The organism is Acinetobacter sp. BMW17, assembly GCF_001592855.1.
Lineage (GTDB): Bacteria > Pseudomonadota > Gammaproteobacteria > Pseudomonadales > Moraxellaceae > Acinetobacter > Acinetobacter johnsonii.
In genome coordinates this window covers 33,228-58,453 of record NZ_LSOD01000036.1, presented here as the reverse complement: position 1 = coordinate 58,453, position 25,226 = coordinate 33,228, and the positions used below count along the sequence as shown (strand labels likewise).

The 25,226-nt window shown below is 41.9% G+C and carries 18 protein-coding genes, 10 tRNA genes and 1 pseudogene; 21 read left to right on the top strand and 8 right to left on the bottom strand.

Features of this window, described 5'->3' with window-relative positions:
• Positions 1 to 13 precede the first annotated feature (13 nt).
• Both AXW61_RS11115 and AXW61_RS11110 read left to right on the top strand, forming a co-directional pair.
• The gene (locus AXW61_RS11115) at positions 14 to 2,299 is read left to right on the top strand and encodes a DUF6160 family protein (protein WP_062034344.1); all 2,286 of its coding nucleotides are present in this window, start codon (positions 14 to 16) and stop codon (positions 2,297 to 2,299) included.
• Between the two features lie 23 nt (positions 2,300 to 2,322).
• The gene (locus AXW61_RS11110) at positions 2,323 to 3,642 is read left to right on the top strand and encodes a hypothetical protein (RefSeq protein ID WP_062034343.1); all 1,320 of its coding nucleotides are present in this window, start codon (positions 2,323 to 2,325) and stop codon (positions 3,640 to 3,642) included.
• 58 nt (positions 3,643 to 3,700) lie between these two features.
• Here the strand turns inward: AXW61_RS11110 and AXW61_RS11105 are convergent, their stop codons facing one another.
• From AXW61_RS11105 to AXW61_RS11090, 4 genes are all read right to left on the bottom strand, one after another.
• On the bottom strand, positions 3,701 to 5,419 hold the full coding sequence (locus AXW61_RS11105; RefSeq protein ID WP_062034342.1) for a proline--tRNA ligase: 1,719 nt from the start codon (positions 5,417 to 5,419) through the stop codon (positions 3,701 to 3,703).
• Between the two features lie 95 nt (positions 5,420 to 5,514).
• Positions 5,515 to 8,619 (bottom strand): efflux RND transporter permease subunit, encoded by a 3,105-nt coding sequence (locus AXW61_RS11100; protein WP_062034341.1) that lies wholly within the window; start codon positions 8,617 to 8,619, stop codon positions 5,515 to 5,517.
• A gap of 21 nt (positions 8,620 to 8,640) precedes the next feature.
• Positions 8,641 to 9,768, bottom strand: coding sequence for an efflux RND transporter periplasmic adaptor subunit (locus tag AXW61_RS11095; protein ID WP_062034340.1), 1,128 nt, complete (start codon positions 9,766 to 9,768; stop codon positions 8,641 to 8,643).
• A 57-nt stretch (positions 9,769 to 9,825) separates the two neighbouring features.
• Positions 9,826 to 10,464 carry a hypothetical protein gene (locus AXW61_RS11090; protein ID WP_062034339.1) on the bottom strand — a complete coding sequence of 213 codons (639 nt, stop codon included), beginning with the start codon at positions 10,462 to 10,464 and terminating at the stop codon, positions 9,826 to 9,828.
• A gap of 280 nt (positions 10,465 to 10,744) precedes the next feature.
• Between AXW61_RS11090 and pilG the strand changes: the two genes are divergently transcribed.
• From pilG to AXW61_RS11060, 6 genes are all read left to right on the top strand, one after another.
• A complete protein-coding gene (gene pilG, locus AXW61_RS11085; RefSeq protein ID WP_004694493.1) occupies positions 10,745 to 11,128 on the top strand; it encodes a twitching motility response regulator PilG in 384 nt (127 codons plus the stop codon).
• Between the two features lie 27 nt (positions 11,129 to 11,155).
• Entirely contained in the window at positions 11,156 to 11,524 is a 369-nt protein-coding gene (locus AXW61_RS11080) for a response regulator (protein WP_004694491.1), read from the top strand.
• A gap of 5 nt (positions 11,525 to 11,529) precedes the next feature.
• Complete coding sequence (locus tag AXW61_RS11075; RefSeq protein WP_062034338.1) at positions 11,530 to 12,066, top strand: chemotaxis protein CheW; 537 nt, start codon at positions 11,530 to 11,532, stop codon at positions 12,064 to 12,066.
• Positions 12,067 to 12,116: 50 nt separating this feature from the next.
• The gene (locus AXW61_RS11070; protein WP_004981158.1) at positions 12,117 to 14,189 is read left to right on the top strand and encodes a methyl-accepting chemotaxis protein; all 2,073 of its coding nucleotides are present in this window, start codon (positions 12,117 to 12,119) and stop codon (positions 14,187 to 14,189) included.
• 165 nt (positions 14,190 to 14,354) lie between these two features.
• Positions 14,355 to 18,839 (top strand): Hpt domain-containing protein, encoded by a 4,485-nt coding sequence (locus AXW61_RS11065; RefSeq protein WP_062034337.1) that lies wholly within the window; start codon positions 14,355 to 14,357, stop codon positions 18,837 to 18,839.
• Positions 18,840 to 18,843: 4 nt separating this feature from the next.
• Positions 18,844 to 19,299, top strand: a complete 456-nt coding sequence (locus AXW61_RS11060) for a hypothetical protein (RefSeq protein WP_062034336.1) — start codon at positions 18,844 to 18,846, stop codon at positions 19,297 to 19,299.
• Between the two features lie 65 nt (positions 19,300 to 19,364).
• Here the strand turns inward: AXW61_RS11060 and dapE are convergent, their stop codons facing one another.
• From dapE to AXW61_RS11045, 3 genes are all read right to left on the bottom strand, one after another.
• Entirely contained in the window at positions 19,365 to 20,498 is a 1,134-nt protein-coding gene (gene dapE / locus AXW61_RS11055) for a succinyl-diaminopimelate desuccinylase (RefSeq protein ID WP_062034335.1), read from the bottom strand.
• Positions 20,499 to 20,616: 118 nt separating this feature from the next.
• Positions 20,617 to 20,763, bottom strand: coding sequence for an entericidin A/B family lipoprotein (locus tag AXW61_RS11050; RefSeq protein ID WP_058952131.1), 147 nt, complete (start codon positions 20,761 to 20,763; stop codon positions 20,617 to 20,619).
• Between the two features lie 157 nt (positions 20,764 to 20,920).
• Positions 20,921 to 21,799, bottom strand: coding sequence for a DUF1853 family protein (locus AXW61_RS11045; protein ID WP_062034334.1), 879 nt, complete (start codon positions 21,797 to 21,799; stop codon positions 20,921 to 20,923).
• Between the two features lie 97 nt (positions 21,800 to 21,896).
• Here AXW61_RS11045 and AXW61_RS11040 point away from each other — a divergent pair, with 97 nt between their 5' ends.
• From AXW61_RS11040 to AXW61_RS10980, 13 genes are all read left to right on the top strand, one after another.
• Positions 21,897 to 22,289 carry a YbaN family protein gene (locus AXW61_RS11040; protein ID WP_062034333.1) on the top strand — a complete coding sequence of 131 codons (393 nt, stop codon included), beginning with the start codon at positions 21,897 to 21,899 and terminating at the stop codon, positions 22,287 to 22,289.
• Positions 22,289 to 22,792 (top strand): cell wall-recycling L,D-carboxypeptidase ElsL, encoded by a 504-nt coding sequence (gene elsL, locus AXW61_RS11035; RefSeq protein ID WP_062034332.1) that lies wholly within the window; start codon positions 22,289 to 22,291, stop codon positions 22,790 to 22,792. The genes AXW61_RS11040 and elsL overlap by 1 nt, the downstream gene beginning before the upstream one ends.
• Positions 22,793 to 23,097: 305 nt before the next feature.
• A tRNA-Val gene (locus tag AXW61_RS11030) sits at positions 23,098 to 23,173 on the top strand.
• A gap of 25 nt (positions 23,174 to 23,198) precedes the next feature.
• Positions 23,199 to 23,275, top strand: a tRNA-Asp gene (locus AXW61_RS11025).
• A gap of 49 nt (positions 23,276 to 23,324) precedes the next feature.
• A tRNA-Asp gene (locus AXW61_RS11020) sits at positions 23,325 to 23,401 on the top strand.
• Between the two features lie 21 nt (positions 23,402 to 23,422).
• A tRNA-Val gene (locus tag AXW61_RS11015) sits at positions 23,423 to 23,498 on the top strand.
• 13 nt (positions 23,499 to 23,511) lie between these two features.
• Positions 23,512 to 23,588 (top strand) — tRNA-Asp (locus AXW61_RS11010).
• 68 nt (positions 23,589 to 23,656) lie between these two features.
• Positions 23,657 to 23,732 (top strand) — tRNA-Val (locus AXW61_RS11005).
• A gap of 11 nt (positions 23,733 to 23,743) precedes the next feature.
• Positions 23,744 to 23,820, top strand: a tRNA-Asp gene (locus tag AXW61_RS11000).
• 64 nt (positions 23,821 to 23,884) lie between these two features.
• Positions 23,885 to 23,960 (top strand) — tRNA-Val (locus AXW61_RS10995).
• A 50-nt stretch (positions 23,961 to 24,010) separates the two neighbouring features.
• Positions 24,011 to 24,087: transfer RNA gene (locus tag AXW61_RS10990), tRNA-Asp, on the top strand.
• An 88-nt stretch (positions 24,088 to 24,175) separates the two neighbouring features.
• Positions 24,176 to 24,251 (top strand) — tRNA-Val (locus tag AXW61_RS10985).
• Between the two features lie 85 nt (positions 24,252 to 24,336).
• Positions 24,337 to 24,798 carry a DUF2750 domain-containing protein gene (locus tag AXW61_RS10980; RefSeq protein WP_062034331.1) on the top strand — a complete coding sequence of 154 codons (462 nt, stop codon included), beginning with the start codon at positions 24,337 to 24,339 and terminating at the stop codon, positions 24,796 to 24,798.
• Positions 24,799 to 24,815: 17 nt separating this feature from the next.
• On the opposite strand, the pseudogene AXW61_RS10975 reads toward AXW61_RS10980, so the two are convergent.
• Positions 24,816 to 25,133, bottom strand: a pseudogene (locus AXW61_RS10975) (YdcF family protein); the annotation flags it as partial.
• Positions 25,134 to 25,226 lie beyond the last annotated feature (93 nt).

Sequence of the window (25,226 nt, the reverse complement as noted above, 5' to 3'; positions counted from 1 at the left end):
AAAGGATATTGAAATGCATAAAATAATAAAACTAAACCTTCTGACACTGTGTATTTGTGCAGCCAATCAAAGTTATGCATTACAAGCTTTGAATGATCAGATTTTAAGTGATGTAACGGGTCAAGATGGTATTTCAATTACCCATGAAGCTTCAAAAGTTGACATTAAACAACTGAATTGGGTTGATCCAGCGGAAGTCGGAAAAACACCGATTAAACTGGGGTTACATAATATTGAAGTAAAAACGGCGACTGGTTATAACAACATTAAAACCAAACTCGATTTTGATGTGGGAACAACACAATTAGCCAATGGTACGCAAGGGGTTGGTATTCAGCTCTCTGCAAGTGTGTCACCTTTTACCGCAACGGTTGCCCAAATCATGCTGATGTGTTCACCAAATTGTGCAACGGGTGAAACGGATCAAAATTTAGGAAGTTTTAAGCTTTCAACTATTTCACCTTTTGAAGTGTACTTAGCAACGACGAATGGTCTGTTTAACCGCGACTCAAAGGTGCATTTAGATTTTAAATTGCAGAATGCCAGTATTAGTTATGGACAGAATAATCAAGATTTAACCTTAAAAGATTTCAACTTTAATTTATCTGCTGATGGATATCTTTATATCGATGAAACGGAAGGTGTGGTTCTCACTTCAAAGGGCAGTGTCGGCGATAATATTGTTGTTTTAGGTCGAGTGGAAGATAAAACTGATGTGCATGACAGTCGTGTAGGTAATGCCACAAATCCGGGGTTAAACGTTGATTTACGTTATGGCTCAGTAAACTCGACTCATCGAAACTTAATTCGAATAGGGGCATCGGGTGCATTAACCAATGGCAAGATCGTGTTGAATGCTGACCAAACTGGTGTTGCTAAGTTTAATACGGTCAACCGTGTTAACGGTAATGTTCAAGAAAATGAGGTGATTGCATCTGCAGGTTATGGTTTTAAGAATGCGGGCGGCTTACATTTAAATGTATCGGCTGACTTTACCCGTGCAGGGAATAGTTTGCTCGGCGCTGCGACACCGACAACGTTTGAATTAGGACACACTGGTACAGGCAGTTACGCCATCGAGTTTTCAAATTTATCACCGCTCAATGTACGTACTTCTACTGACCCCAATTCAGCAATAAACAGTCAAAATGCTTATATTGATTTTGGCCAGATTTACATTAATAACATTCGCACCAATTCAATGGGTTTTGTGGTTAATGACCAAATTAAGACGATATTGGGTGCGCAAAACTATGAACTGATTTATAACCCATCGCCAACGGGTAATGCTTCAAATATGGCTTTTATTGCTGTACGTGGACTCGATTTTCAAGCCATTGCACGTAAAGCCCGCTTTATTTCAGATAATTCCATTGCGGTAAACAACACTAACGAGGGGACATGGGGCTTAGGTATTCCACTTTATAACCTAAATGCCAATGCAGCATTTTTTGCCAAGAAATATACGAATACCGTTGGAACAGTGAAGGATGGGTTGGGCTATGACATCGCGGTATCAACCGATGGTTATGGTGAAGATAGTCAAGGCAACCCGAAAACAACGTCGATTATCGTCATCGATGGTGCGATGAGTAAGCATGGCGAAGAAGTTAACTACTATACAGGCTTACGTAATATTGACTCGTATTTTAAAGCCAATGGGGTGATTGGCTTTAATGAAAATGAAATCTATATCAAAGCTGATAATTTATTGTTTGCTGCCAATGCGGAAATCGCAATCGGGCAGCTTCCAGGTGCACTGTATAACTGCCCAGCAGGGGTGGATAGCTGCGCCAAAGAAGTCGTACCGATTAATAACTTTGCCAAAAAAGATGATGTTCTCGCATCGATTGCTTTTATGTTAGATGGTAAAGGCGAACTCTTTATTATTCCAGGACTTGAAGCTGTAGGCGGAACATCGCAAAGCAATTACCTCTCATTTAAGTCTAATTTTGAGTTTAATACGTTGAGTAGCACAGACCTAAGTAATGAAAGTAAAAAAGGCAGTTTTATTAGTTTAAGTAATACCGATAGCAATGGAACAACAACAAAAACCTCAAGTTTTAACTTAAACAAAATGCAAGGTCACTTAGGTTTGAATGGAAAAATTCATATGCAAAAGGACTCAGTTGTCATCGACAATCAAGTGCAATTTAACCATAAGGCATTAGCAGGTGGGCAAGGGACTGCCTTTAGAGCGGAGATCGCATTATCTCCAACGGGTACCATGCAGAAGGTTGCCGATATTGCTATTACGGGTGGGGCTATGCGTAGCACATTAGGGATTACGCCGCGCTAAAAAAATGACAAGGAATAAATAAAATGAATAAGTCTTTAATTTCAATTTTAATCACAGCGACTTTAGGGTTTAGTCAAAGTTATGCGATGACTGCTTTAAATGACGAGGAATTGTCAGAAGTCGAAGGCCAAGCTTTGATGAATTTAGAATATACCGCTGGCTCAAATGGCACGGACTCGCTTGGCCAATCTTATACACAATCAAATCTTGGTTTTTATAAATTGGGACTAAGTGCGGAAATAGAACTGAATGCCAATATTAAGAAGTTACAACTAGGTTGTGGCGGTAGCAATAATAGTATAAGAGCTGGCTGTGATATTGATATTGATAATCTGAGCCTAAGTGGTATACCGGAAGCAGGTCAAGAGAGACCGGAAACATCAGCGAAGCTAACCAACCCATTTATAGAGTTTGCTATTAAGAATCCTACGAGTGCTGCGACAAGAGAAGTAATGGGATTTCGTGTCAGCGCAGAAAAAATTGTGGGGTTACTTACAGCGGGAACAAATGATGGTACCCAAAATGGTATTAATACATTAAGCGGTTATATGAAAATTGCACCTGCAACGGGTTCCACAAAAACTCAAGAAACACCATTTACACAATCGTTAACAGGAAAAGTAAACATTGCAGGTTGTTTGAACTGCCCAAGAGAGTTTGTCACCAGTAATAGTACGATTAAGATTCCTTCTATGCCTGTGAATTTTACTACTAAAGAAGCTATCTTAAATGGGTCAAGATTAACCTCAGTAAATGTTAATGCTCTTGCAGATGTTCCCACAATTATTTTGACAGAAAATTCAGGTAATATGAAAGCTGTGGTGCCGGGAACAACTTGGGTAACAATTATCCCTTTATCTAATTTTACTATCAGTGATATGCGTGTAAATATGCAAATTTCAGGCTTAAAAACAGATATTGCACTCAATCAGAGTTTGGGGTTAATCCATTCTTTACCACTGAACAACCCTGTAAGCCTATCACTTCAAAAATCAAAACTTTTTTGGCCTAAAGAGCAAGCGGTAGCCGACCCTGGGTGGTGGTTGGCAGTAAATGATCCTGTACAGCTCGGAACATTGAATGCCAGTGAAAATTACGCAGTTGACATTAATCCAATTTTACCCGATGTTGCGACTTATTTAAGTGATTGGTTTGATGATCATCCACTCTATGTAGATTTTGGCTCTGCTGTAAGTGCATTATTTACATCAAAACTTGTAAGTAACGTGGGGGAGGTGAATTTAGGCTCATTGCCAGCATTGCCTTTACCGCTGAATAATATTCCATTAGGAGCCAGCCAAAATGTTATTTCCAATTGCTACGGTGGATTAAAGTTCTGTTAAATATATAACGTAATAAAAAATCCCGCGATATACGCGGGATTTTTTATTCTAAAATGAATTATTTTGCAATTTTCGCCAATAACTCTTCTTTAGAAATGTTTACAGATTCAGCGTCACGACGGCCTTTATATTCAAAAGTACCTGCATCCAAGCCTTTCTCACCAATCACAATACGGTGAGGAATCCCAGTAAGCTCAAGGTCTGAGAATTTCACGCCTGGACGTTCGTTACGATCATCCAGCAATACATCATAACCTGCTGTCGTAAGTTCAGCGTACAGTGCTTCAGCTGCTTCCAAAGTGCGTGGAGACTTATGTGCATTCATCGGCACAATGGCAACTTCAAACGGTGCAATTGCCATAGGCCAAATAATGCCTTTTTCGTCAAAGTTTTGCTCAATTGCAGAGGCAACTACACGTGTTACACCAATACCGTAACAACCCATGGTTACCGTAAATGGCTTACCATCTTCACCTAAAACTTTACAACCCAAAGCTTCTGAATACTTTTGACCCAGTTGGAAAATATGCCCAACTTCGATACCACGTTTAATTTGCAGCGTACCTTTACCGTCTGGAGACGGATCACCCTCAACCACATTACGTAAGTCATAAACTTCGGTGAACTGCGCATCACGTTCCCAGTTTAGACCAGTCACGTGTTTATCAACCTCATTTGCACCCGCAACAAAGTCAGACAGTACCGATGCAGCACGGTCGACAATGACCGTTAAGCCTTTTTCTATCAAGCCTTGTGGTCCACAGAAACCAGCGGTTAAACCCAGTGCAGCAAGTTGTTCTTCTGTTGCAAAAGTTAATGGTGATGCAATGCGCGGATGCTTCTCGGCTTTAATTTCATTTAGCTCATGATCGCCACGTAAGAACAATGCCACTACCGGTGTTGCTTGGCCTTCTTCGGCTGCAATACCTTGTACTAACAAGGCTTTTACAGATTGAGCAGGATCAGATTTTAAGAAGTTAGAGACATCTGCAATGGTTTTTTGATTTGGTGTATCGACAACTTCTAATGCTTTGGTTGGCGCTGCACGTTCCCCAACTAAAACGGCCTCAGCCATTTCAATATTTGCTGCATAGTCAGACTCTGTCGAGAAGGCGATATCATCTTCACCACTTGATGCTAACACGTGGAATTCATGTGACCCTGAACCACCAATTGAACCTGTATCGGCTTGCACTGGACGGAAATCTAAACCTAAACGGCTAAAGATTTTGCAGTACGCGTCGTACATGATGTCATAGGTTTCTTGCAGTGATTCTTGGTTTGCGTGGAAAGAATAAGCATCTTTCATGATAAATTCACGTGAACGCATTACACCAAAACGTGGACGAATTTCGTCACGGAATTTGGTTTGTACTTGATAGAAGTTTGCAGGCAATTGTTTATAGCTTTTGAGTTCATTGCGCGCAAGATCGGTAATGACTTCTTCGTGGGTAGGACCAAGCACGAAAGGGTTGCCATGGCGGTCTTTGAAACGAAGCAGTTCAGGGCCATATTGGACGTATCGACCAGATTCTTCCCATAAAGACGCTGGCTGAGTTACGGGCATCAGGACTTCGAGTGAACCCGCATTGTTCATTTCTTCATGAACGATCGCTGCAACTTTATTTAATACGCGAACGCCCATCGGCAGCCAAGTATATAAACCTGAAGCCAATTTACGAATCATCCCAGCACGTAGCATTAGTTGATGTGAAATCACTTCTGCGTCATTTGGGGTTTCTCTTAACGTTGCAAATAAAAAGCGACTCGCGCGCATGGAAACTGTCCTAAAATTTTAAACTTTGAAAGTCAAAGATTATACGATAAAAAATGAGGAGGCATGTCGACACCGCCTCAGAAAAATGTTGATTATTATGACATGGTTTTACGTACTTGACGCAGCATAAAGTTCTTAAAGTCATCTAAATAGGTGAAGATCACAGGAACCACCACCAAGGTCAGCAGTGTCGATGTAATGACACCGCCGATCACTGCATGTGCCATAGGTGCGCTTTGTTCCCCCCCTTCACCTAGCCCTAAAGCCAGAGGCACCATGCCCATCACCATGGCACTTGTGGTCATCAGAATAGGGCGTAGACGTGTTTTACCCGCATCAATAATCGCTTGATAACGATCAACGCCGTGATCCATGGCTTTTTGAATGAAATCGATCAATAGAATCGCATTCTTCGTCACCAACCCCATCAGCATAATAATGCCGATAATGGAAAATAAATTCATGGTGGAATTAAATAAGAAGAGCGCTAAAAACACCCCAATCAATGATAGTGGTAGGGAAGCCATAATCGCCGCAGGGTGAATAAAACTATTAAACTGAGAACCTAGCACAATATAAATAAACACAATGGATAAGGTGATTGCAGTCATGGCATAACCTGCGGATTCAGCCATGTCTTTGTTTGAACCTTGCGTGTCAAAACTATAACCTGCTGGAAGGTCAAAGTTGTCTTCAATTTTTTTAAGATCTACACCAATATCGCCTGCAGGACGACCTGCTGTGTTGGCTTCGACTAAAACCTCCCGTGCTAGATCGCGACGATTAATCTGCGATGCCCCCAGACTTTGCTCTAAATGCGCAACGCTAGAAAGGGGAATCAATAAAGCTTGGCCATTGGCATCCGTTTTTTGCGATGTGAGGTAAAGGTTTTGTACATCACTAGGTAAGCTACGTGCAGTTTCAGTTAGGCGTAGGTTAACGTCATAAGTTTCGCCTTTGTCATCTTGCCATGTGGTGACATCATCCCCTGCAATCAGTGGGCGAATGACATTGGCAATTTGGTTGACCGATAGTCCTAAATCGCTGGCTAAGACCCGATTAATATGCACGCCTAAAGTCGGTTTAGGGGCTTTAAGTGAGGTTTCTAAGTCGACAATGCCTTTGACTTGCGCAATTTCAGCCATAAAGCGGTCTGATATCTTCTGGAGTTCCGCTAAGTCAGGACCTTTGATGGAAATCATTACGGGCTTTTGTCCGCCCGATACCGTTTCATCTGCCGAGGCAATTGAGGTCACAGTAATGCCACCTACTTGTTGTAGGCGTTGGCGGAACTCATTGTTTAAGTCGGTTAAGCTTTTCTTACGCTCTGTGCGTGGCGTAACGGTTACGCGAATACTGACATGGTTTTTACCACGATCCGTAACGCCATTAATCACCGCATAAGTTGCTCGAACGTCAGGGTGCTGCTGAATAATTTTATCGACTTGCAGCAGTTTGGCTTGTGAATATTCCAAAGAGGCGTCGACAGGTGTTTCGAACTTAATCCGAATCTCACCTTTATCTGGAACAGGGACAAACTCGGTTCCAATTAGTTTAGATAAGCCTAATGCACCGAACAGTGAAGCCACAGCAATCATGAGGGTGATGAATCGGAAGCGCAGAGCAAGCTTGAGTAATTTCTCATAGTCATGGCTGAGATTATCTAGTTTGCCAGAAATCCAATTGAAGAAACGTTTGACTCGATTGGGTGGTTTATGTGGATTATGCTTTTCAGCCCAATGTGCAGATAGCATGGGATCTAAAGTAAAGCTGACAAACATGGAGATCAGCACAGCAGTACTGACGGTTACGCCAAACTGATAGAAAAATCGACCAATAATACCACCCATAAATGCCACAGGTAAAAACACCGCAACAATGGTTAAGGTGGTGGCTAAAACAGCGAGTCCAATTTCTTTGGTGCCATCAAGGGCTGCTGTGACAGGGTCTTTGCCCATGTCTGCATGTCGCACAATATTTTCACGGACCACAATCGCATCATCAATCAGTAGACCAATACTGAGTGATAGTGCCAGTAAGGTCATCATGTTGATGCTAAAGCCGAAGATCCAAATAAACGTCAGAGTGCCAAGAAGAGCAATCGGCAACGTCATGCCTGTAATGGCGGTGGAACGGAACGAGCCTAAAAACAGCAGGACAATCAAAACGGCAAGAGCTGCACCCTCAATAATGGTACGTGCAACATCGGTGATGCTATTACGAATGCCTTTGGATGAATCTACCACGACTTTTGCTGTGGTGCCTTCAGGTAACTGTTTTTGGATATCTGCTAAGGTCTCATAAGCACCATCGACTACATCAATCACATTTGAATCGGAACTGCGTAAAATATCAATCGCAACCGCGGTTTTACCATCTAAATAGGCACTCGACTCAAGTTCGGCTTGGCTGTCTGAAATGCTTGCAACTTGGCGCAAATAAATCGGTACACCATTTTTATTGGCAATCACCAAATCGCCGAAGGCTAAAGGATGAATCACTTTAGACTTGATCTCGACCACGAGTTCACTGTTACCATGCTTCAACGTTCCACCCGGAACCTCAACATTTTCAGCTTTTAGAGTGTTGATGATCTGATCAATACCAATCCCAAAACTTTGTAATTTTTCAGGTTCAATCTGTATGCGAATTTGTCGCTTGGCATCACCCAATAAGTTGACTGTCCCGACACCAGAAACGGTTCTAAACTGTGGAACGATGCGCTGATCCAAATAAGAACTGAGCTCATTCAGTGACATGTTTTGTGATTCAAATACAATCGACATCACGGCATTGGCAGAAGGATCGTAACGTTCAACAATTGGGTCTTGAATTTCGTCTCGAAACTCAGCGGTGACTGGTGCAATTTTATCACGGACAACTTGTGCGGCTATAGCGGAAGAAACATCGAGATCAAATTCAGCAATAATGGTCGATAAGCCTTCGCTAGACTGAGAAATGACCTGTTTTAAACCTGAAATGGTATTGATTTGATCTTCCATTTTCTTGGTGATTTCAGACTCAACTGTTTCAGGCGATGCCCCTGGATAAGTGGTATAAACCACCACGAAGGGGAAATCGACATCAGGAAACTCCTCAACTCCCATTCTTTGCCAAGAGGCTAAGCCCAAAACCATCAGACAGAACATCATCATGATGGTAAAAACAGGATATTTCACACTAATACGGGTTAACCACATAGCAACAACCTTTTCTTATTTTTATGGATTGATTGTCACCATTTGATGCAAATCTTTTTCATTAAACTTTATACGGCTGATACGGTCGCCGGCTTGTAGTCCCTGTACTACAGCGCTGTTGTTGCTATAGCGTTGTTCCAATACTTTTATTTGAACACGTTTAATTTTATTGTGGCGAATCACCCAAACATAAGGCGAATTTTGTATATTTTGAATGGTATCCAGCGGGATAATTTGCCCTGAGATGGACTGTGAACCAAGTATGTTTCCCTCTACAAAGGTCCCAATACTCAATGAATTAATACTTTCAATTGGCTGAGCAAAAAACTCAATTTGACGGCTTGCGGGATCTGAAATCGGGGAAATACGAATAAGTTTGGCTGTCAGTTTTTGGGGATTGCCTTGCAGCCGATATTCAATTTTTTCTCCCAAACTTAAAGCTGCTTGTAGATCACTTGGAATTTTGGCCTGTATTTCTAAATGACTCGGGTCAATGATTTCAAAAAGAGTTTGTCCTGCGGATACTGTTTGTCCAGGTTCCACCTGACGTTGAGTAATAACCCCTGAAATCGGGCTTAAAATAGTGCCATCGCGATCCGCTTTTTCGGCAATATCAACATTGGCTTGTTGCGCACGAACATTTTCTAATTGAGCTTGATAGTCCACAAGGTTTTGTTCATATTCCACTTTAGAAATAAAGCCCTGGTCGAGTAAACGTTTTTTTCTTTGAACCATGCTTTTTGCAAGATTGGCTTGGGCTTGGGTTGAAGCAAGATTGGCTTGAGCCTGAGCGAGACGCGCAGCATTATCTTGATTGTTCAATCGAACCAGTACTTGGCCTTTTTGAACGGCTTGTCCAACTTGAGCGGAGACGGCGGTGGCTGTTGCTGTCACTTGAGCCTGAATAGAACTTTGATTGACGGCTCGAATGGTGCCAGTAAAAGCTGTACGCTGGATAGAAGGCCCTTCTTGGAACTGGACCAAGTCTTCTGCGATCAGCTCGATTTTAGCTGTAGATGAAGTCGGAGATGTGGCCTCGTCTTGTTTTTGGCAGGCCGAGAGGAGTAAGCACAAACACAGCGGACTGAGTTTTAAAATAGGGAGCACTTGGCGGCTTAATTTAGTTTTTATACATGGTGCAGCCTGCATTGAGTCAAATCCTTTGGTCTAGCGGCGAAAGTCAGCATACTGTAAATAAAACGCAGATTATTCAAGGGTTTTTAAACGAGCAATAATTCTGTCGTATTCAGCCTTGGTATTACGATAGTGACTTTGTAACGATTGTATTTGTTCTTTTTTCATCACAATATTTTTGGAATTATAATCAATCATATCTTGGAGTGGTTTCGGATTGCTTTTGCCTTTACGCATGTTTTCTTTTTCTTGGCGTAAGAATCCAATACGGTCATTCTGTAATTGTTTTAATTCATCTTGCTGGAACTTAATCTGTTTTAAAATATAGGAAAGGGCAGTATTGCGTTTTTGAGTGGCGACTTGACTGTTGGTATAAGCGCGTTTTAATTTAAGATCTGACTCGCGTTGCTTGGTTGCTGCTGCACGTTGTGGCGCATACTGCGCATCTTTTTCTGCGTTGTATGGACGAGCCCGTTGAATCACTTGCATGTTGCTATCGAGTGCTTCATAACCATAACGAATATGGTTGGGGGTGACACTGCTACTGACGTTCGCGATGCCTTTACTGTCGTAATATCGATACCAGACCGCTTTAGGTGGATCGGCCATAATCGAGATGGTCTGCAAACTTAGCAAAGCCAGCAAAATGACTTTCGCAGTCATCCTTTTTTTCACGATCAAAGCAAGTTTGTGATTAAACTCCCTAAGCATCGATACCCCCAGTTTAAAGTTGACTAAATTACTTATTTACAAGCAATAAATAGTGCTATATTAGTCCTAAATTTAGGAATAAAAAATATAATCAGTCAAAAAAAAATCGACGGGTATAGGAAAGTGTGAAGCCGTTCTTAAAAAGAAGATGAAGTGTGGTTTTATGCGGAAACTGTTCGTTGAAAATATAAGTAAATATATGTTAAAAGTGTACGTAACTTGTAAAGCGTCTACGAATCTGTTTCTACAAACATTCTAAAAATGGGAAGGGTCATATTAAATGGACGATAAATTCCAGAATCTAAAAGTAATGGTCATTGATGATTCAAAAACCATTCGTCGTACAGCTGAAACATTATTGCAACGCGAAGGTTGTGAAGTGGTGACTGCAGTCGATGGTTTTGACGCATTGTCAAAAATTGCTCAAGCCAATCCTGATATCGTATTTGTCGACATTATGATGCCACGACTAGATGGTTATCAAACGTGTGCATTAATCAAAAATTCACAAAATTATCAAAATATTCCTGTCGTGATGCTCTCTAGCAAAGATGGTCTATTTGACCAAGCCAAAGGGCGTGTTGTCGGTTCAGACGAATATTTAACAAAGCCGTTTAGTAAAGATGAATTATTAAATGCGATTCGTAATCACGTTTCAGCATAAATAATATAAGTGTAATTGGGGAAAATTATGGCGCGTATTTTAATTGTGGATGACTCACCTACAGAGACATTCCGCTTTAAAGAAATTTTGGGGAAACACGGTTTTGAAGTGATTGAAGCGTCGAATGGTGCCGATGGTGTAACCATGGCTCAAGCTGAACTTCCTGATCTTGTGTTGATGGATGTGGTGATGCCAGGCGTTAATGGCTTCCAAGCAACCCGTCAAATTGCGCGTGGCGCAACAACAAAACACATTCCCGTAGTGATCGTCAGTACTAAAGATCAGGCTACGGACCGTGTATGGGGTAAGCGTCAAGGTGCATGTGATTATTTAACCAAGCCTGTTGATGAAAACCAACTGATTGATGTGATTAAGCAACACCTGAACGCAGGATAAGCTCTATGGCAGCAAATGGATTTATCGAATTACTTCGACTTGCTAAACGTGGTAATAAAAACTACGTTTCAAACGAAAATGAGGTAAACCGCTGGTCGGGCATTGCATTTGAGATGATGGGGCAATATTTCGTTGCGCCATTAGGTGAAGTTGCAGAGGTGATTTATCCTCCGAAATATACCTTAGTGCCAAATACTCAACCTTGGGTTGTGGGTTTGGCCAATATTCGGGGACGTTTACTTTCTGTTGCCGATTTAGCGCACTATGTATCAGGGCATCGCAGTGCGTATTCACCAACTCAAAAAGTACTCTGTATTAGTCACAATGACCACTATGTCGGTTTAGTTGTAGATCAGGTTCTGGGGATTCAGCACTTTAATAAGAAAAGTTTCTTTTCTAAACATGAAGATTTAGATCGGAATTTAAAAGAATATTGCCAAGGGTATTTTCACCAACACAACCAACAATGGCATGTTTTCTTATTCAGTCGCTTATTAGACAATCCAAAGTATATGAACGTATCTATAAAATTTATAAATTAATATCATTGTCGCGCGCGAAATTATAAGGGCGTAAATTGGGGAGAAGCTGCATGGGCTTTAAACTTAAAAAGAAAAATACGGATGGAAGCAGTAACCGCTCAGGTGGAAATGCTTTAGTAGCAAAACTTCAATCACAGACGGAACAGTTTTCACGTGTATTTGGTGATAGTGAAAAGTCCAAGCCATTAATTTTGGGTGCGGCATTTTGTATCGTACTGGCTATTTTCTTGCTGTTGTACCTATTCTATAGCGTACCTCGAAATAACGAATTCACCCGTAGCTTGGGTGATTTACGTCTTTTATCACAAACGATTTCTCGTCAGGCAACTGAAGCAACAGCATCAGGTACCCCTGAAGCTATTAAAAAACTGACAGAGTCACAAAAGTCTTTTGCTGAAAATTTAGAAACAGTAAAAGATATTCACGCGAGTACAGATGCACTGCGTGAAGTAGATGCGCAGTGGAAAAAAGTTTCTGAAAATATTGATTTAATTGCATCGCAACAAAAAATCATTAACCAACTCTACGATACCAACATCGCGATTAGTGAAAGTATTCCTGGGATTCAGGCCGAATATAACTTAATGGTTGACCAAATGGCACGTCAAAATGTGCCAGCCAACCAAGTCGTGATTGCAAAAAACCAAGTATTCATTGCGGAACGTATCCTACGTTCAATTGGTTCTGTCTTGACGGGTTCAGCCAACTCGCGTGAATCTGCGGATGATTTTAGCTCAGATACAGAAACCTTCGCGTCATACTTAAACGCACAGTTAAATGGCAGTGCGGACTTAGGTGTAGAGCGTATTAATGACCCTGAAATGCGTGATTCTTTAACCAGTATTCAATCTGAATATGATGATGTACTGAAGTCAGCAGCAGCAACGGTCTTAAAGAACTCATCACAAATTGTTAAAGTACGTCAAGCGTCATCATCGATTTTTGAACAGTCAGATGCTTTGTTAAGCAATTTAAATAAATTATCTGGTGGTACAGGTTTAGCGATTGCAATTCCTGCCTTAGGTCTAATTCTAGCCTTGATTGCCTTCTTATTCTGTGTATTTAAATTACTCGTACTTCGTGGTGAATCAGATAAAAAACGTGTATCTCGTCTACAAGATGAATATGACCGTAACCAAAACGCGATTTTACGTTTACTGGATGAGATTGCCGATCTTGCAGATGGTGACTTACGTTCATATGCAACGGTATCTGAAGACTTCACGGGTGCAATTGCCGACTCGATTAACTTCGCAATTGACCAATTACGTGACCTTGTATCGCGTATTACTGAAACCTCTCAAGAGGTTGCACAATATACGGCAAGTACGCAGGGGATTACCAACCAGTTAGCCGAAGCATCTGAACACCAAGCGCAAGAAATTGCGGGTGCATCTGCCGCGATTAACGAAATGGCAATGTCAATTGACCAAGTATCTTCAAACGCTGAAGAATCAGCGGTGGTAGCAGAGCGTTCAGTAAAAATTGCTGCAAATGGCGCGAACGTTGTAAACCGTTCAATTGAAGGTATGGATATCATTCGTGAGCAGATTCAAGAAACCTCTAAACGTATTAAACGTTTAGGTGAATCTTCGCAAGAGATTGGTAACATCGTTGCCTTGATTAACGATATTGCCGACCAAACGAACATCTTGGCTTTAAACGCAGCGATCCAAGCATCGATGGCCGGTGAAGCAGGTCGTGGTTTCGCCGTGGTTGCGGATGAAGTACAGCGCCTTGCAGAGCGTTCAGCTTCAGCAACCAAACAGATTGAAACACTGGTAAAAACCATTCAGACCGACACCAACGAAGCTGTAATTTCGATGGAACAAACCACGTCTGAGGTTGTACGCGGTGCGAACTTATCTAAGGATGCGGGTGTTGCACTGGATGAGATTCAAAACGTATCGGGTAATTTGGCGAAATTGATTGCAAACATTTCGGATGCAGCAAAGCTACAATCCGCGTCTGCAGGTCATATTGCAACCACGATGAACGTCGTACAAGAAATTACCTCACAAACCACCACTGCGACTTTCGATACAGCACGTTCAGTCTCTGAACTTGCAAATATGGCGGAAGCGTTACGTGAGTCTGTAACAGACTTTAAACTGCCTGATTAAGCGCTTGCTTTGGGGGAGGGTATGCTGCTCATCGCTTGAGTGGCATACCAAATCAGGATACACATCAACCCAATTAGCTTGAGCAAAAAGACTGGTTTGGGATGATGGTTATAATGAAGTTTATGCACCTTTTTTGGGTAGCTGACAACGCAAGAAGCCTTAGCTATGAAAGAAATATTAAAACATTTAGTTGAAACGACAACGCTTCCGGAAGATAGTTATCTAGATCAAGATGCAGAAATTCTTGAAATTTTTGTTGAAGAAATTGAAGAAATCTTCGTTGAGTTAGATCCATTATTTGAAAAGTGGTACGCTGAACCAACCCATCAAGAAACCTTGTTGAGCATACGTCGTCACTTCCATACCTTAAAAGGCTCTGGTCGTATGGTGGGGGCAAAGTCAGCAGGTGAAACAGCATGGGGGGTTGAAGATACCTTAAATCGTGTGATTTCAGGAGCTGTACCGCTCACAGCAACGGTTCAAAAATTTGCTAAAACAGTATTCAAACTGTTTCAATTTAAACTGTATCCGACTTTTAAAGCGGTGCAGGAAATTGATCTTGATCTTCGTCCATTGGTTTTAATTGGACAACAATTACAACAAAATCAAAGTTTAGAACCTGCTCTAGAAGAGTTGCTACAACTGTCTAATCATCTAAATAGTAATGATGTCGTGACGGGATTAGAGTTGAGCGATATCGAAGTGGCTGAATCTGAGCCACAAGTTGTAGACGTTTCTGAGCAGGATAATCAAGTGCATGATGTCCTTGAAGAAACTTTAGCGATCTTCATTGAAGAAGCGGAAGACCATTTAGCGACTATCGATCAGTTCTTAAATGCAGATGAAACCAAAGTACAAGATTACAATGGCTTAATCCGTGCTTTACATACATTGCGCGGTAGTTCGTCTATGGCGCAAATTGAGCATGTTTTTAATGCCAGCTCAAAAGTCGAAAATCTATTTAAAACCTTGGTTCAAGAAGAGATTGTTTCCACCTCGAAGGAAATATCTTTACTCACCCAATATGCTGAATTTGTACGTGACTATTTACATGTGCTTGGGCGTGGTACGAACGAACAGCTTGACGTGATTTATGCTACGTTCACTACGGCTTGGGATAATTATGGTTTCAGTATAGAAGACGTAGACGATGAACTGAACCCACAAGGTATGGTCTCGAAGCTGATCGAGTTAAACATTGATCTGCTGCTTGATGCTGAGTTTGAGTTTGATCAGCGGGCTAAAGTTGAATATCCAGACTATATTCAGCACTTAGGTGAACAAGCAAAACAATTGCTAGAATTCACCAATAACCGTGCTGCTCAAGGAATTCATGACTTTACTTCTGAGCTATATGCGGGTTATCAAGCCTTACTGGAAAAGCCAGAATTACTCAATGTAGACTATGCATATGAGTTATTTGGTCAGGCACATCAAGAATTTATCCATTTATTTGACACTTTAGCTGCGGGTCAGCGTGTCATTCTGACTGAAGAAGTGCATAAAGTTCTGAATGAATTAATGGCCTTCGTACAGCAAGATGTTGAATCGACTTCGACGACGGTAATTGAACCTGTTGCTGAGGCTATTGTTTCTGGAAATACTTTACAACCAAGCCTTGATCTTGCGCAGATTTCGCAGCAAATTGCATCGGATCATCAGTACAAGCAATCGAATACGGCCAATACCGATTTTGATGATGATTTGCTCGATATCTTCTTGGAAGAAGCCGAAGAATTATTGATGGGGATGGATCAGGATCTTAATACTTGGTCTAAAAATGGCAATGATACAGCAGCGCTCAATAATTTAATGCGTTATTTGCACACCTTAAAAGGTGGTGCCAATATGATTTCTGCACCTTTTATTGGTTCGATTGCACACGAATTAGAGTCTATTTATGAGCGTGTGATTCGTCAGCAAATAGCCACAACGCCACAGTTGATCAGCATCATTCGCTTAGTACAGGATGACGTCGCAGACCGAATTCAGGTCATTCGTACGGAGAAGGTTGATTACCCAGCAACAGCGACCATTAAGGTATTGCATAACATTCAGAGCTTGGTTGAGGGTACGACTCTTACCGCTTCAGCATCTGAGCCTTTGGTTGAGGCGTTTGTTAAAGCAATTGAAGAGGCTCAGCCTCTAGTTCAAGAACCTTTATCTAATGTAGATAGAACGATTGAAGTTGAAACAGCTGCTGCTGCTGTTGAGTCAGCAACTGCAATTGAAGCGTCAAGTGTAGTTGAAAACACGGACGTTACTGTCGTTGAACAGCTGGATACTCCGTCACTTGTCCAAGAAGAAGCAGCCAGTCTGTTATCAATTGTTGAAGAAACCTTCTTGGAAGAAGCTGAAGAAATTTTAGCGACTACGGATGGCTTACTGAAACAGTGGACTGAACAACGTAGTGACCGTAGTGTGTTACTACAATTGCAACGTGCCGCGCACAGTTTAAAAGGCGGCGCACGTATGGCGGAGAATGAACCCGTTGGTGCGATTGCTTATGAACTAGAAACCACATTTGAGCAATTTGCTGTACATAATTTCAGTTCAAACGTGTATGACCCATTATTGCAAACCGCATTTGAATGGTTAAAACAAGCCATCTTCAAACGTGATTTTAGTAATTATGATGGTTTGAAAAACAGCTTAGCATCTATTGATTATGTGGATGTGATTGCGCAATTACCGACGCGTGTAACTCAAATTGATTTACTCAATGCGGTACCAAGTTTTGAGTTTGTGCAGGGTGATGGTACTGAGCCGCCAGCAATGCTGGGTGAGTGGAAAGAAACGACTCACTTGGATGGTGGTAATGAAATGATTCGTATCTCAGCTGATTTGGTTGAGAAAATGATCGACCTGTCCGGTGAAAATGCGATTAACCGTTCACGTATTGAGATGGACTTAGGTCAGCTCGGCAATACGTTGAACGAGATGGAGCTTGCAATTAAGCGTTTGGCGGATCAGTTGCGTCGAATGGAAGGTGAGCTTGAGAGTCAAATTATTGCGAAGCACGGTTCTGAAAACTCGCGCTACGCAGACTTTGACCCCTTGGAAATGGACCAATATTCATCGCTGAATCAATTGTCTAAATCCTTAGCCGAATCAGCTTCGGATTTGGTCGACTTCAAGAGCACTTTGGCTGAGAAAATTCGTGATGCGGAAGGCTTGTTATTACAACAATCCCGTATTCAAGCAGAGATTCAAGAAAGCTTAATGCGGACACGTTTGGTACCGTTCTCACGTATGCTGCCTCGTTTGCAACGTATTGTACGTCAGACCGCATCAACTTTGAACCGTCCAACGGAATTGGTCGTCCATAACACCGAAGGTGAGTTGGACCGTACGATTCTTGAACGTTTGGTTACGCCGTTTGAGCATATGCTACGTAACGCAATCGACCACGGTATTGAAGATGCGGAACAACGTAGTGCTGCGAAAAAATCAGTGACAGGCCAAATTGAACTAAACATTAGCCGTCAAGGTACAGACGTTATCGTCAGCTTTAAAGATGATGGTAAAGGTATTGATGAAAGCACGATTAAAGCGAAAGCGCTAAACTTAGGTTTAATTAAAGCCGATCAAGTGTTGGATAAACAGGAAATCTTACAGTTTATTTTCCATCCGGGTTTCAGTACAGCCAAAGAAGTGACGCAAATTTCTGGACGTGGTGTCGGTCTTGATGTGGTGCAAAGTGAAATTAAAGCACTGGGTGGACATGTCACGGTTGAATCGGAAATTGGATTCGGCACAACCTTCATTATTCGCGTACCGACTACGGTAGCGGTGAGCGATGCCTTGATGGTGAAAGCAGGCGATCAACAATATGCGATTCCATTGGCGCAGATTGATCGCATTGTGCGTATTGCTCCAACAGCATTGGATCACTATTTCCACAGCAAAGATGACCAATTCAAAATTGATGGTGTGAGTTATAAACTGCGCTATTTATCTGAGTTTTTATCCAATCAGCCGATTCCGCGTTTGAGTAATATTGGACATTCATTGCCGGTGTTATTGATTAAAGGCAATAGTGGACAAACCATTGCCTTATTGGTTGATCAGCTGATTGGTTCACGTGCGCAAATTGTAGTGAAGCCCGTTGGACAACAGTTTGCCAGCATTGGTGCAATTGCGGGTGCAACGATTTTGGGTGATGGTCATGTCTGCTTGATTTTAGATGGTCAGAACATCGCACGTCAGATTTTAAGTACCAAGCGTGTAACGCATGCCGCCGATCACCGTGACTTTGGTCGTCATCAGGATATGCGTCGTTTAGTGATGATTGTGGATGACTCGGTCACGGTTCGTAAGGTCACATCGCGCTTATTAGAGCGCCAAGGCTTTGATATTGTGACTGCTAAAGACGGTGTCGATGCGATGGAGCAGCTTGAGAGCGTTAAACCAGACTTGATGTTGCTGGATATTGAAATGCCACGTATGGATGGTTTCGAAGTAACGAATTTGGTTCGTCACCATGAAATTCACCAGAACTTGCCGATTATTATGATTACATCGCGTACGGGTGAAAAACACCGTGAACGTGCTTTCAGCTTGGGCGTGACACACTACATGGGCAAACCATTCCAAGAGGCAGAATTACTTGCCAACATTCAGCAGTTATTGGCTGAAAAGCAGGGGTAAATAAATGAATGTAAATGTTTCAAAGAGCATGAATGAGCAAATCAGTCAGCAAGAGTTGCAATACCTGATTACAGTATCAACAGGTTTTATTGATGCTTATATTATTGAGTGTCATGGTAAAAACCCCATGCTCTTGCCGCAAAATATTGTACTTTCAGCGCTCGATAGTGATACGCAAGTGAAAACGGTGGAATGGCATGATCTTCATCTGCCTGTTTATGCCATCAACCGTCCTGACCAAATGGAAGGGGTGGCGCTGGTGATTGAGGGGGATGATGCTTCTCAGCGCTTTGCTTTGATGTGTAATGAAATGCCGAAGTCAATTCGTTTGCGTATTTCTGAAATTGTTGATGATGAAAGCCCTGTGAATGATCCCACTATTTTCCAGTTGGTGCGTATGGGAGATGAGACTTACCATGTACCGAATTTAAATAAAATTCAGGCGAGTTTAGGGCTTTAAGCTTAAGTTTGAATGTAATAAAAAAGGAACTCAACTGAGTTCCTTTTTTATATGGGTTTGAATGCTTATATCAAAAGGCCTTCTAAAATTTGTTCGTAAATTTCAGCAAGTGGTTCAAGATCAGCGACATTCACATGCTCATCAATTTGATGGATGCTGGCATTGAGAACACCAAGTTCAAGTACTTGAGCACCTGTAGGAGCAATAAAGCGACCATCAGATGTTCCGCCTGAGGTTGAAAGCTCAGTTTCTACACCAGTTACATTACGAATGGCATTTTTAGCTGCATTCACCAACTCACCCACTGGCGTCAGGAATGGTAAGCCTGAATGTGTCCATTTAATGTCGTAGACTAAACCATGACGATCCAAAATTTCTAAAACACGTGCTTTTAATTCTTCAGCGGTCAATTCAGTTGAATAACGGAAGTTGAAAGTCACGGTCATGGTGCCTGGAACGACATTGGTTGCCCCTGTACCAGCTTGAATATTTGACACTTGGAAAGACGTCGCAGGGAAGTATTCGTTGCCTTGATCCCAAACCGTATCACAAAGTTCAGCAACAGCTTTAGAGGCCATGTGAATTGGGTTAATGGCTAAATGTGGATAAGCCACGTGACCTTGTTTTCCTTTGACTGTCAGTACTGCATTGAGTGAACCACGACGACCATTTTTAACAATATCACCCAGTTGATGGGTACTTGAAGGTTCACCCACCAAACACCACTTCATTTTTTCATTACGGGCTTCGAGTGTTTCGATCACTTTGACCGTGCCATTGATCGATGGGCCTTCTTCATCTGATGTGATGAGGAACGCGATTGAGCCTTTATGATTTGGGTGTTTTGCAACAAAGCGCTCAGAAGCAACCACCATTGCAGCCAAGGCCGTTTTCATGTCTGCACTGCCACGACCATAAAGCTTGCCATCACGAATTTCAGGGGCAAATGGGTCTGAGTTCCAAGCATCTAAATTACCTGTAGGAACGACATCGGTGTGACCCGCAAAGCAGAATACAGGTGCTTCAGTGCCTTTTCGTGCCCATAGGTTATCAACATCATCAAAGCGCATAGACTCAATGTTGAAACCAATTTTTTTTAAGCGTTCAGCCATAATATTTTGACAGTTGTGGTCCACAGGTGTAACCGATGGCTGACGTAAAAGTTGGAGGCTTAAATCGAGAGTAGCAGAAGAGGTCATGCGCATTTCAAAGTCAATAAAACAGTCGGCACTATAATAGGCGATTAATCTCTGGAATGCGAAACTTAGCAATAAAAAAACCTTATCAATTGATAAGGTTTTGAAGTGCAGATATTAATTACTTGCGGATTTCATCTTGGGTTTTTTCAGCGGTATTTGATACAGCATTACCTGCTGAAGAGACATCTTTACCCATACCTTTGACGGTATTACAGCCTGTTAAAACAAAAAGCATCACTAGTGAACTTAAAACAATTTTTTTCATCTCTATCTCCAAAATTTTTAGTGTATTCATCAAATGATTTTGTTCTGATGTTGTTTAAGATTAAAAAATAAACACTATAAAAAATAGCATGGTTTTACAGGAGATAAGTAAGCGTATGTTGTATTATGTATTTTTGTATAAAGGAACTTCTGCAAAATCAAGTTAAAATCAAATTTGGATTTCGATACATATAAAACTGATTGTTTTGATTTTGTAAGTACAGGCCATTTGTCCACCAATGTGCATTTTGGCTGCTGATTTCTGCATTTGGGCAAATCCACTCTTGACGTTGTAGGCGATAGTAATTCAAGTCGGCCTTTGGAATGATGTTACCCCAAGTGCCTAGTCGACGGTCTGGGTTGAGCCAATCGGGAAGGGAGTATTGATTTAAAGCATCAACTGCCGTGAAACCATTTCTTAGAGGGAGAAAAAGTTGCCCCTTTAAAACGGCAAAGCGCGTTTGAATGTCTGTGTCTAAAGCTTGCTGGAATTGAAACTGTTTATGGGTAAAGTGTTTTAGTTTTCGGTTTAAAGTATCAGTACGATTCAACCCATACCATGTGGTTAAGCTTAGATCTGTTTCACCTAAATAATATTTCAAGGCGACTTCCCAATGCTCGACTTGATTGGTTTCGGTATTTTTAATTAAAAAGTCCAACTCGCCCGTAGTACGTGCACCATCAATGATTTGGATACTATGACCCAATAATTCATAGGCATGATAGCGATGATCCAATAACCAAAACCATATGAACATTTCAAAGCGCAGACCCAGACGGGTACTTTTCAGTTGAGCCATAAAGTCTTCAAGTTCTTTTGGGTCTTGATCGAGCTGTTTAAGGCGAGGTAAATAGGTTTGAAAGTGCTGTTGCCAGATCTGTGAGGGATGAAAATGAAAAGCATGTTGTATATCGAGCTCTAACGGCAACGCAGACAAAATGTTTGGACTTGCTACAGCAAAAGCTAACTGGCGAACCAATGGATGTTTGAGTTGGAGCCAAGGTTCGAACAACTGATGCTGTGAAATGAGATGCATGTGAGTGCCTTAAAAAAGAAGCTAAATATGCAGAAGGACAACGGATAAAATTAAAAAACACTTTATACTACCGCAATTCGGTGCTCAGGAAAGTGGTATGAAAACGTTGTTTTGGCGTTGTTTAGTGGTGATCTTTGTCATCCTAGGCTTTATCGGTGCACTGTTGCCGGGTATGCCAACAACTGTTTTTCTGATCTTGGCCGCTTGGGCTGCTTCTAAAGGGTGGCCACAAATGGATGCTTGGTTACTCAACCATCCTAAATATGGCGCAACGTTAAGAGCATGGCGTGCCAATGGCACTGTACCACGTAAAGCGAAATGGTTTGCCAGTATCATGATGTTGATCAGTGGGCTGATCATGCTACTGACCAATGCACCATTTTTAGTGAAATTATTTACCAATACCACCATGCTACTTGTCGCAATATGGTTATGGTTACGCCCAGAACCAAATACTGGAATAGATAAAAAACAAATAGAGGACAACTGATGTCTTATGTAATTGCAGATGCAGACGTCTTGATTGATCTGGCTGAACAGACTTTAACGCTGCCTAAAAAGAATAAATTTTATCTGATCTCGTCGGGGAAAAATGGCATTGGCGAAACTGAAAATAGTGGTAAAACGCCGCGAGGCTGGCATCTGGTTGCTGAGAAGCATGGTGCTGAGCAACCTCAAAATGCCGTTTTTATTGCTCGAAAGCCTACAGGGGAAGTTTACGACACCGATTTAGCCAACCAGTTTCCTGAACGGGACTGGATTTTGTCTCGGATTTTATGGCTGAGTGGTTTAGAAGAGGGCTTTAATCGCGGGGAAGGCTGCGATACCTATCAACGTTATATCTATATTCATGGAACACCAGATAGCGAACCAATGGGGATGCCGATGTCGCATGGCTGTATTCGTATGCGTAATACGGATGTCATAGAGTTATTTGAACTAATTGATTGCAATGCACTGGTTTATATTTTCGAACATAAACTTGAAATCTAAAAATAGCTGTTAAAAATGTGCAAGCTTATTTTATTGAGTATTCAACGCTGTAATTTAAAATATGAATATTGAGTAGAAGAAGGGGATTAATCATAGAAAATGTGTATTTTGAGGAAAAGAAATTTAGGGAATAATCATTTTAATTTTCGCAAATATGTTAAATAACATACAGAAAATACTTGTTTTTATACCATTTGACCTATTTTTTAATCACTCGATTGCAAAAAAGTGAAAACAAGCCGAAAAGCGTTTGACAGCCTGTAAAGATTCTCTATAATGCACCTCACAAACGATAAAGACGTTAAGGGCGCTTAGCTCAGTTGGTAGAGCGTCTGCCTTACAAGCAGAATGTCGGCGGTTCGATCCCGTCAGCGCCCACCAAGCCTTTACGTTAAAGATCTTAAGTGCAGCGGTAGTTCAGTTGGTTAGAATACCGGCCTGTCACGCCGGGGGTCGCGGGTTCGAGCCCCGTCCGCTGCGCCACTTAAGATTTTTAATATTGTTTGTACCACATTAGTGACTTTGTGTAAGTGCAGCGGTAGTTCAGTTGGTTAGAATACCGGCCTGTCACGCCGGGGGTCGCGGGTTCGAGCCCCGTCCGCTGCGCCATTTATACAAAATCCTTAATGAGGGCGCTTAGCTCAGTTGGTAGAGCGTCTGCCTTACAAGCAGAATGTCGGCGGTTCGATCCCGTCAGCGCCCACCAGATTTTTTGCGATGCAGCGGTAGTTCAGTTGGTTAGAATACCGGCCTGTCACGCCGGGGGTCGCGGGTTCGAGCCCCGTCCGCTGCGCCATTCAAAGAATCGATTAAATTTAAGTTCCTGAGCTTGAGTTTAAAAACTAAGACTGACAATCTTAATCAGGGCGCTTAGCTCAGTTGGTAGAGCGTCTGCCTTACAAGCAGAATGTCGGCGGTTCGATCCCGTCAGCGCCCACCATATTTTACGATGCAGCGGTAGTTCAGTTGGTTAGAATACCGGCCTGTCACGCCGGGGGTCGCGGGTTCGAGCCCCGTCCGCTGCGCCATTTAAAATATAAATTTAAGTCCCTGAGCTTAAATTTGAACACAAAGACTGACAATCTTAAATCAGGGCGCTTAGCTCAGTTGGTAGAGCGTCTGCCTTACAAGCAGAATGTCGGCGGTTCGATCCCGTCAGCGCCCACCATATTCAAGCTGTAAAGCTTAATGACCCTAATTGCATTCGCAATTACCGTTGCAGCGGTAGTTCAGTTGGTTAGAATACCGGCCTGTCACGCCGGGGGTCGCGGGTTCGAGCCCCGTCCGCTGCGCCATTTTCTAGATCCCTTGTGCTAGTAAATGGAATCAAGCAAGATTTCTTTCTTGCTTCATAAAAATAGCAATGCTATTTTTAATTCTCAAGGGCGCTTAGCTCAGTTGGTAGAGCGTCTGCCTTACAAGCAGAATGTCGGCGGTTCGATCCCGTCAGCGCCCACCATATTCCCTTATCGTAAAAACCTTGCTTATCTCAAGCTGTTTTCATACACTTCTGTGCAATAATAATTTTAAAATATGACAGATTTATGAGAAACCCATATCAACGCAAAGCTGCGTCTAAAAATCAAAATACTACTTACGATCCTCTTGAAATCTATCGTCTTTTTATCGAAACTATCGTACATCAAGGCTATGTTATTGCATTATATCAAGATGGCTGGGCTTTATGTGCTACGCCGACTGGACAACGTTCTTTTGCGATGTGGCAGAGTAAAGGTTTAGCACAACTTTTAGTGAAAGATAATTGGGCGGGCTACGAAATCCAAAGTATTGGTCTTAGCGATTTAGTCGAAAAAGTGATTCCATTCTTACGTTCGGAAAAAACCACGGTCTCGATGAATTTAAGCCCAGAAGGGCAAAATGTTTTGGTTGCTCCAGAAAAATTATTATTAGATATCAAAAACTATTTATATCAATTTTCAATGCAGAAACCTGAATTATTTAAACAATTACAATTACCATCGCCACGGACAATTCGCCTCCATTAATTCAAGATGATCCCATTTTAGTATTCATTGAGTAACCAACCACTCAAATATGCAAAATACTCACGTAACCATGCATTATAGCGAGTGGCAAGAGGTGTCTGAGCGCTGAGCATGATGGGCGTTTGATAACCCTGACGTATGGCTATAGCGCGGCTACGTGGAATATGAAAATCGCTGGTCACAATAGCAATAGGTTGCTGGAGAGAAATATGCTGCTTGGCTAAAATCTTTTTACTATTGATCAGATTTAACTCAGTGCTGGTGCTTTGATCTTCGGTGTAAATACGCTTCACTGGGATATGGTGTACATCAATCAGATACTGCCGCATTGCTTCTGTTAGCGGCAGTGTAAAAATAACCCCCTAACGGCATTTAAAAACTGACCCCCTTGGTTAATATAGCGGTCATTTTGGACTGCTCAACATGTT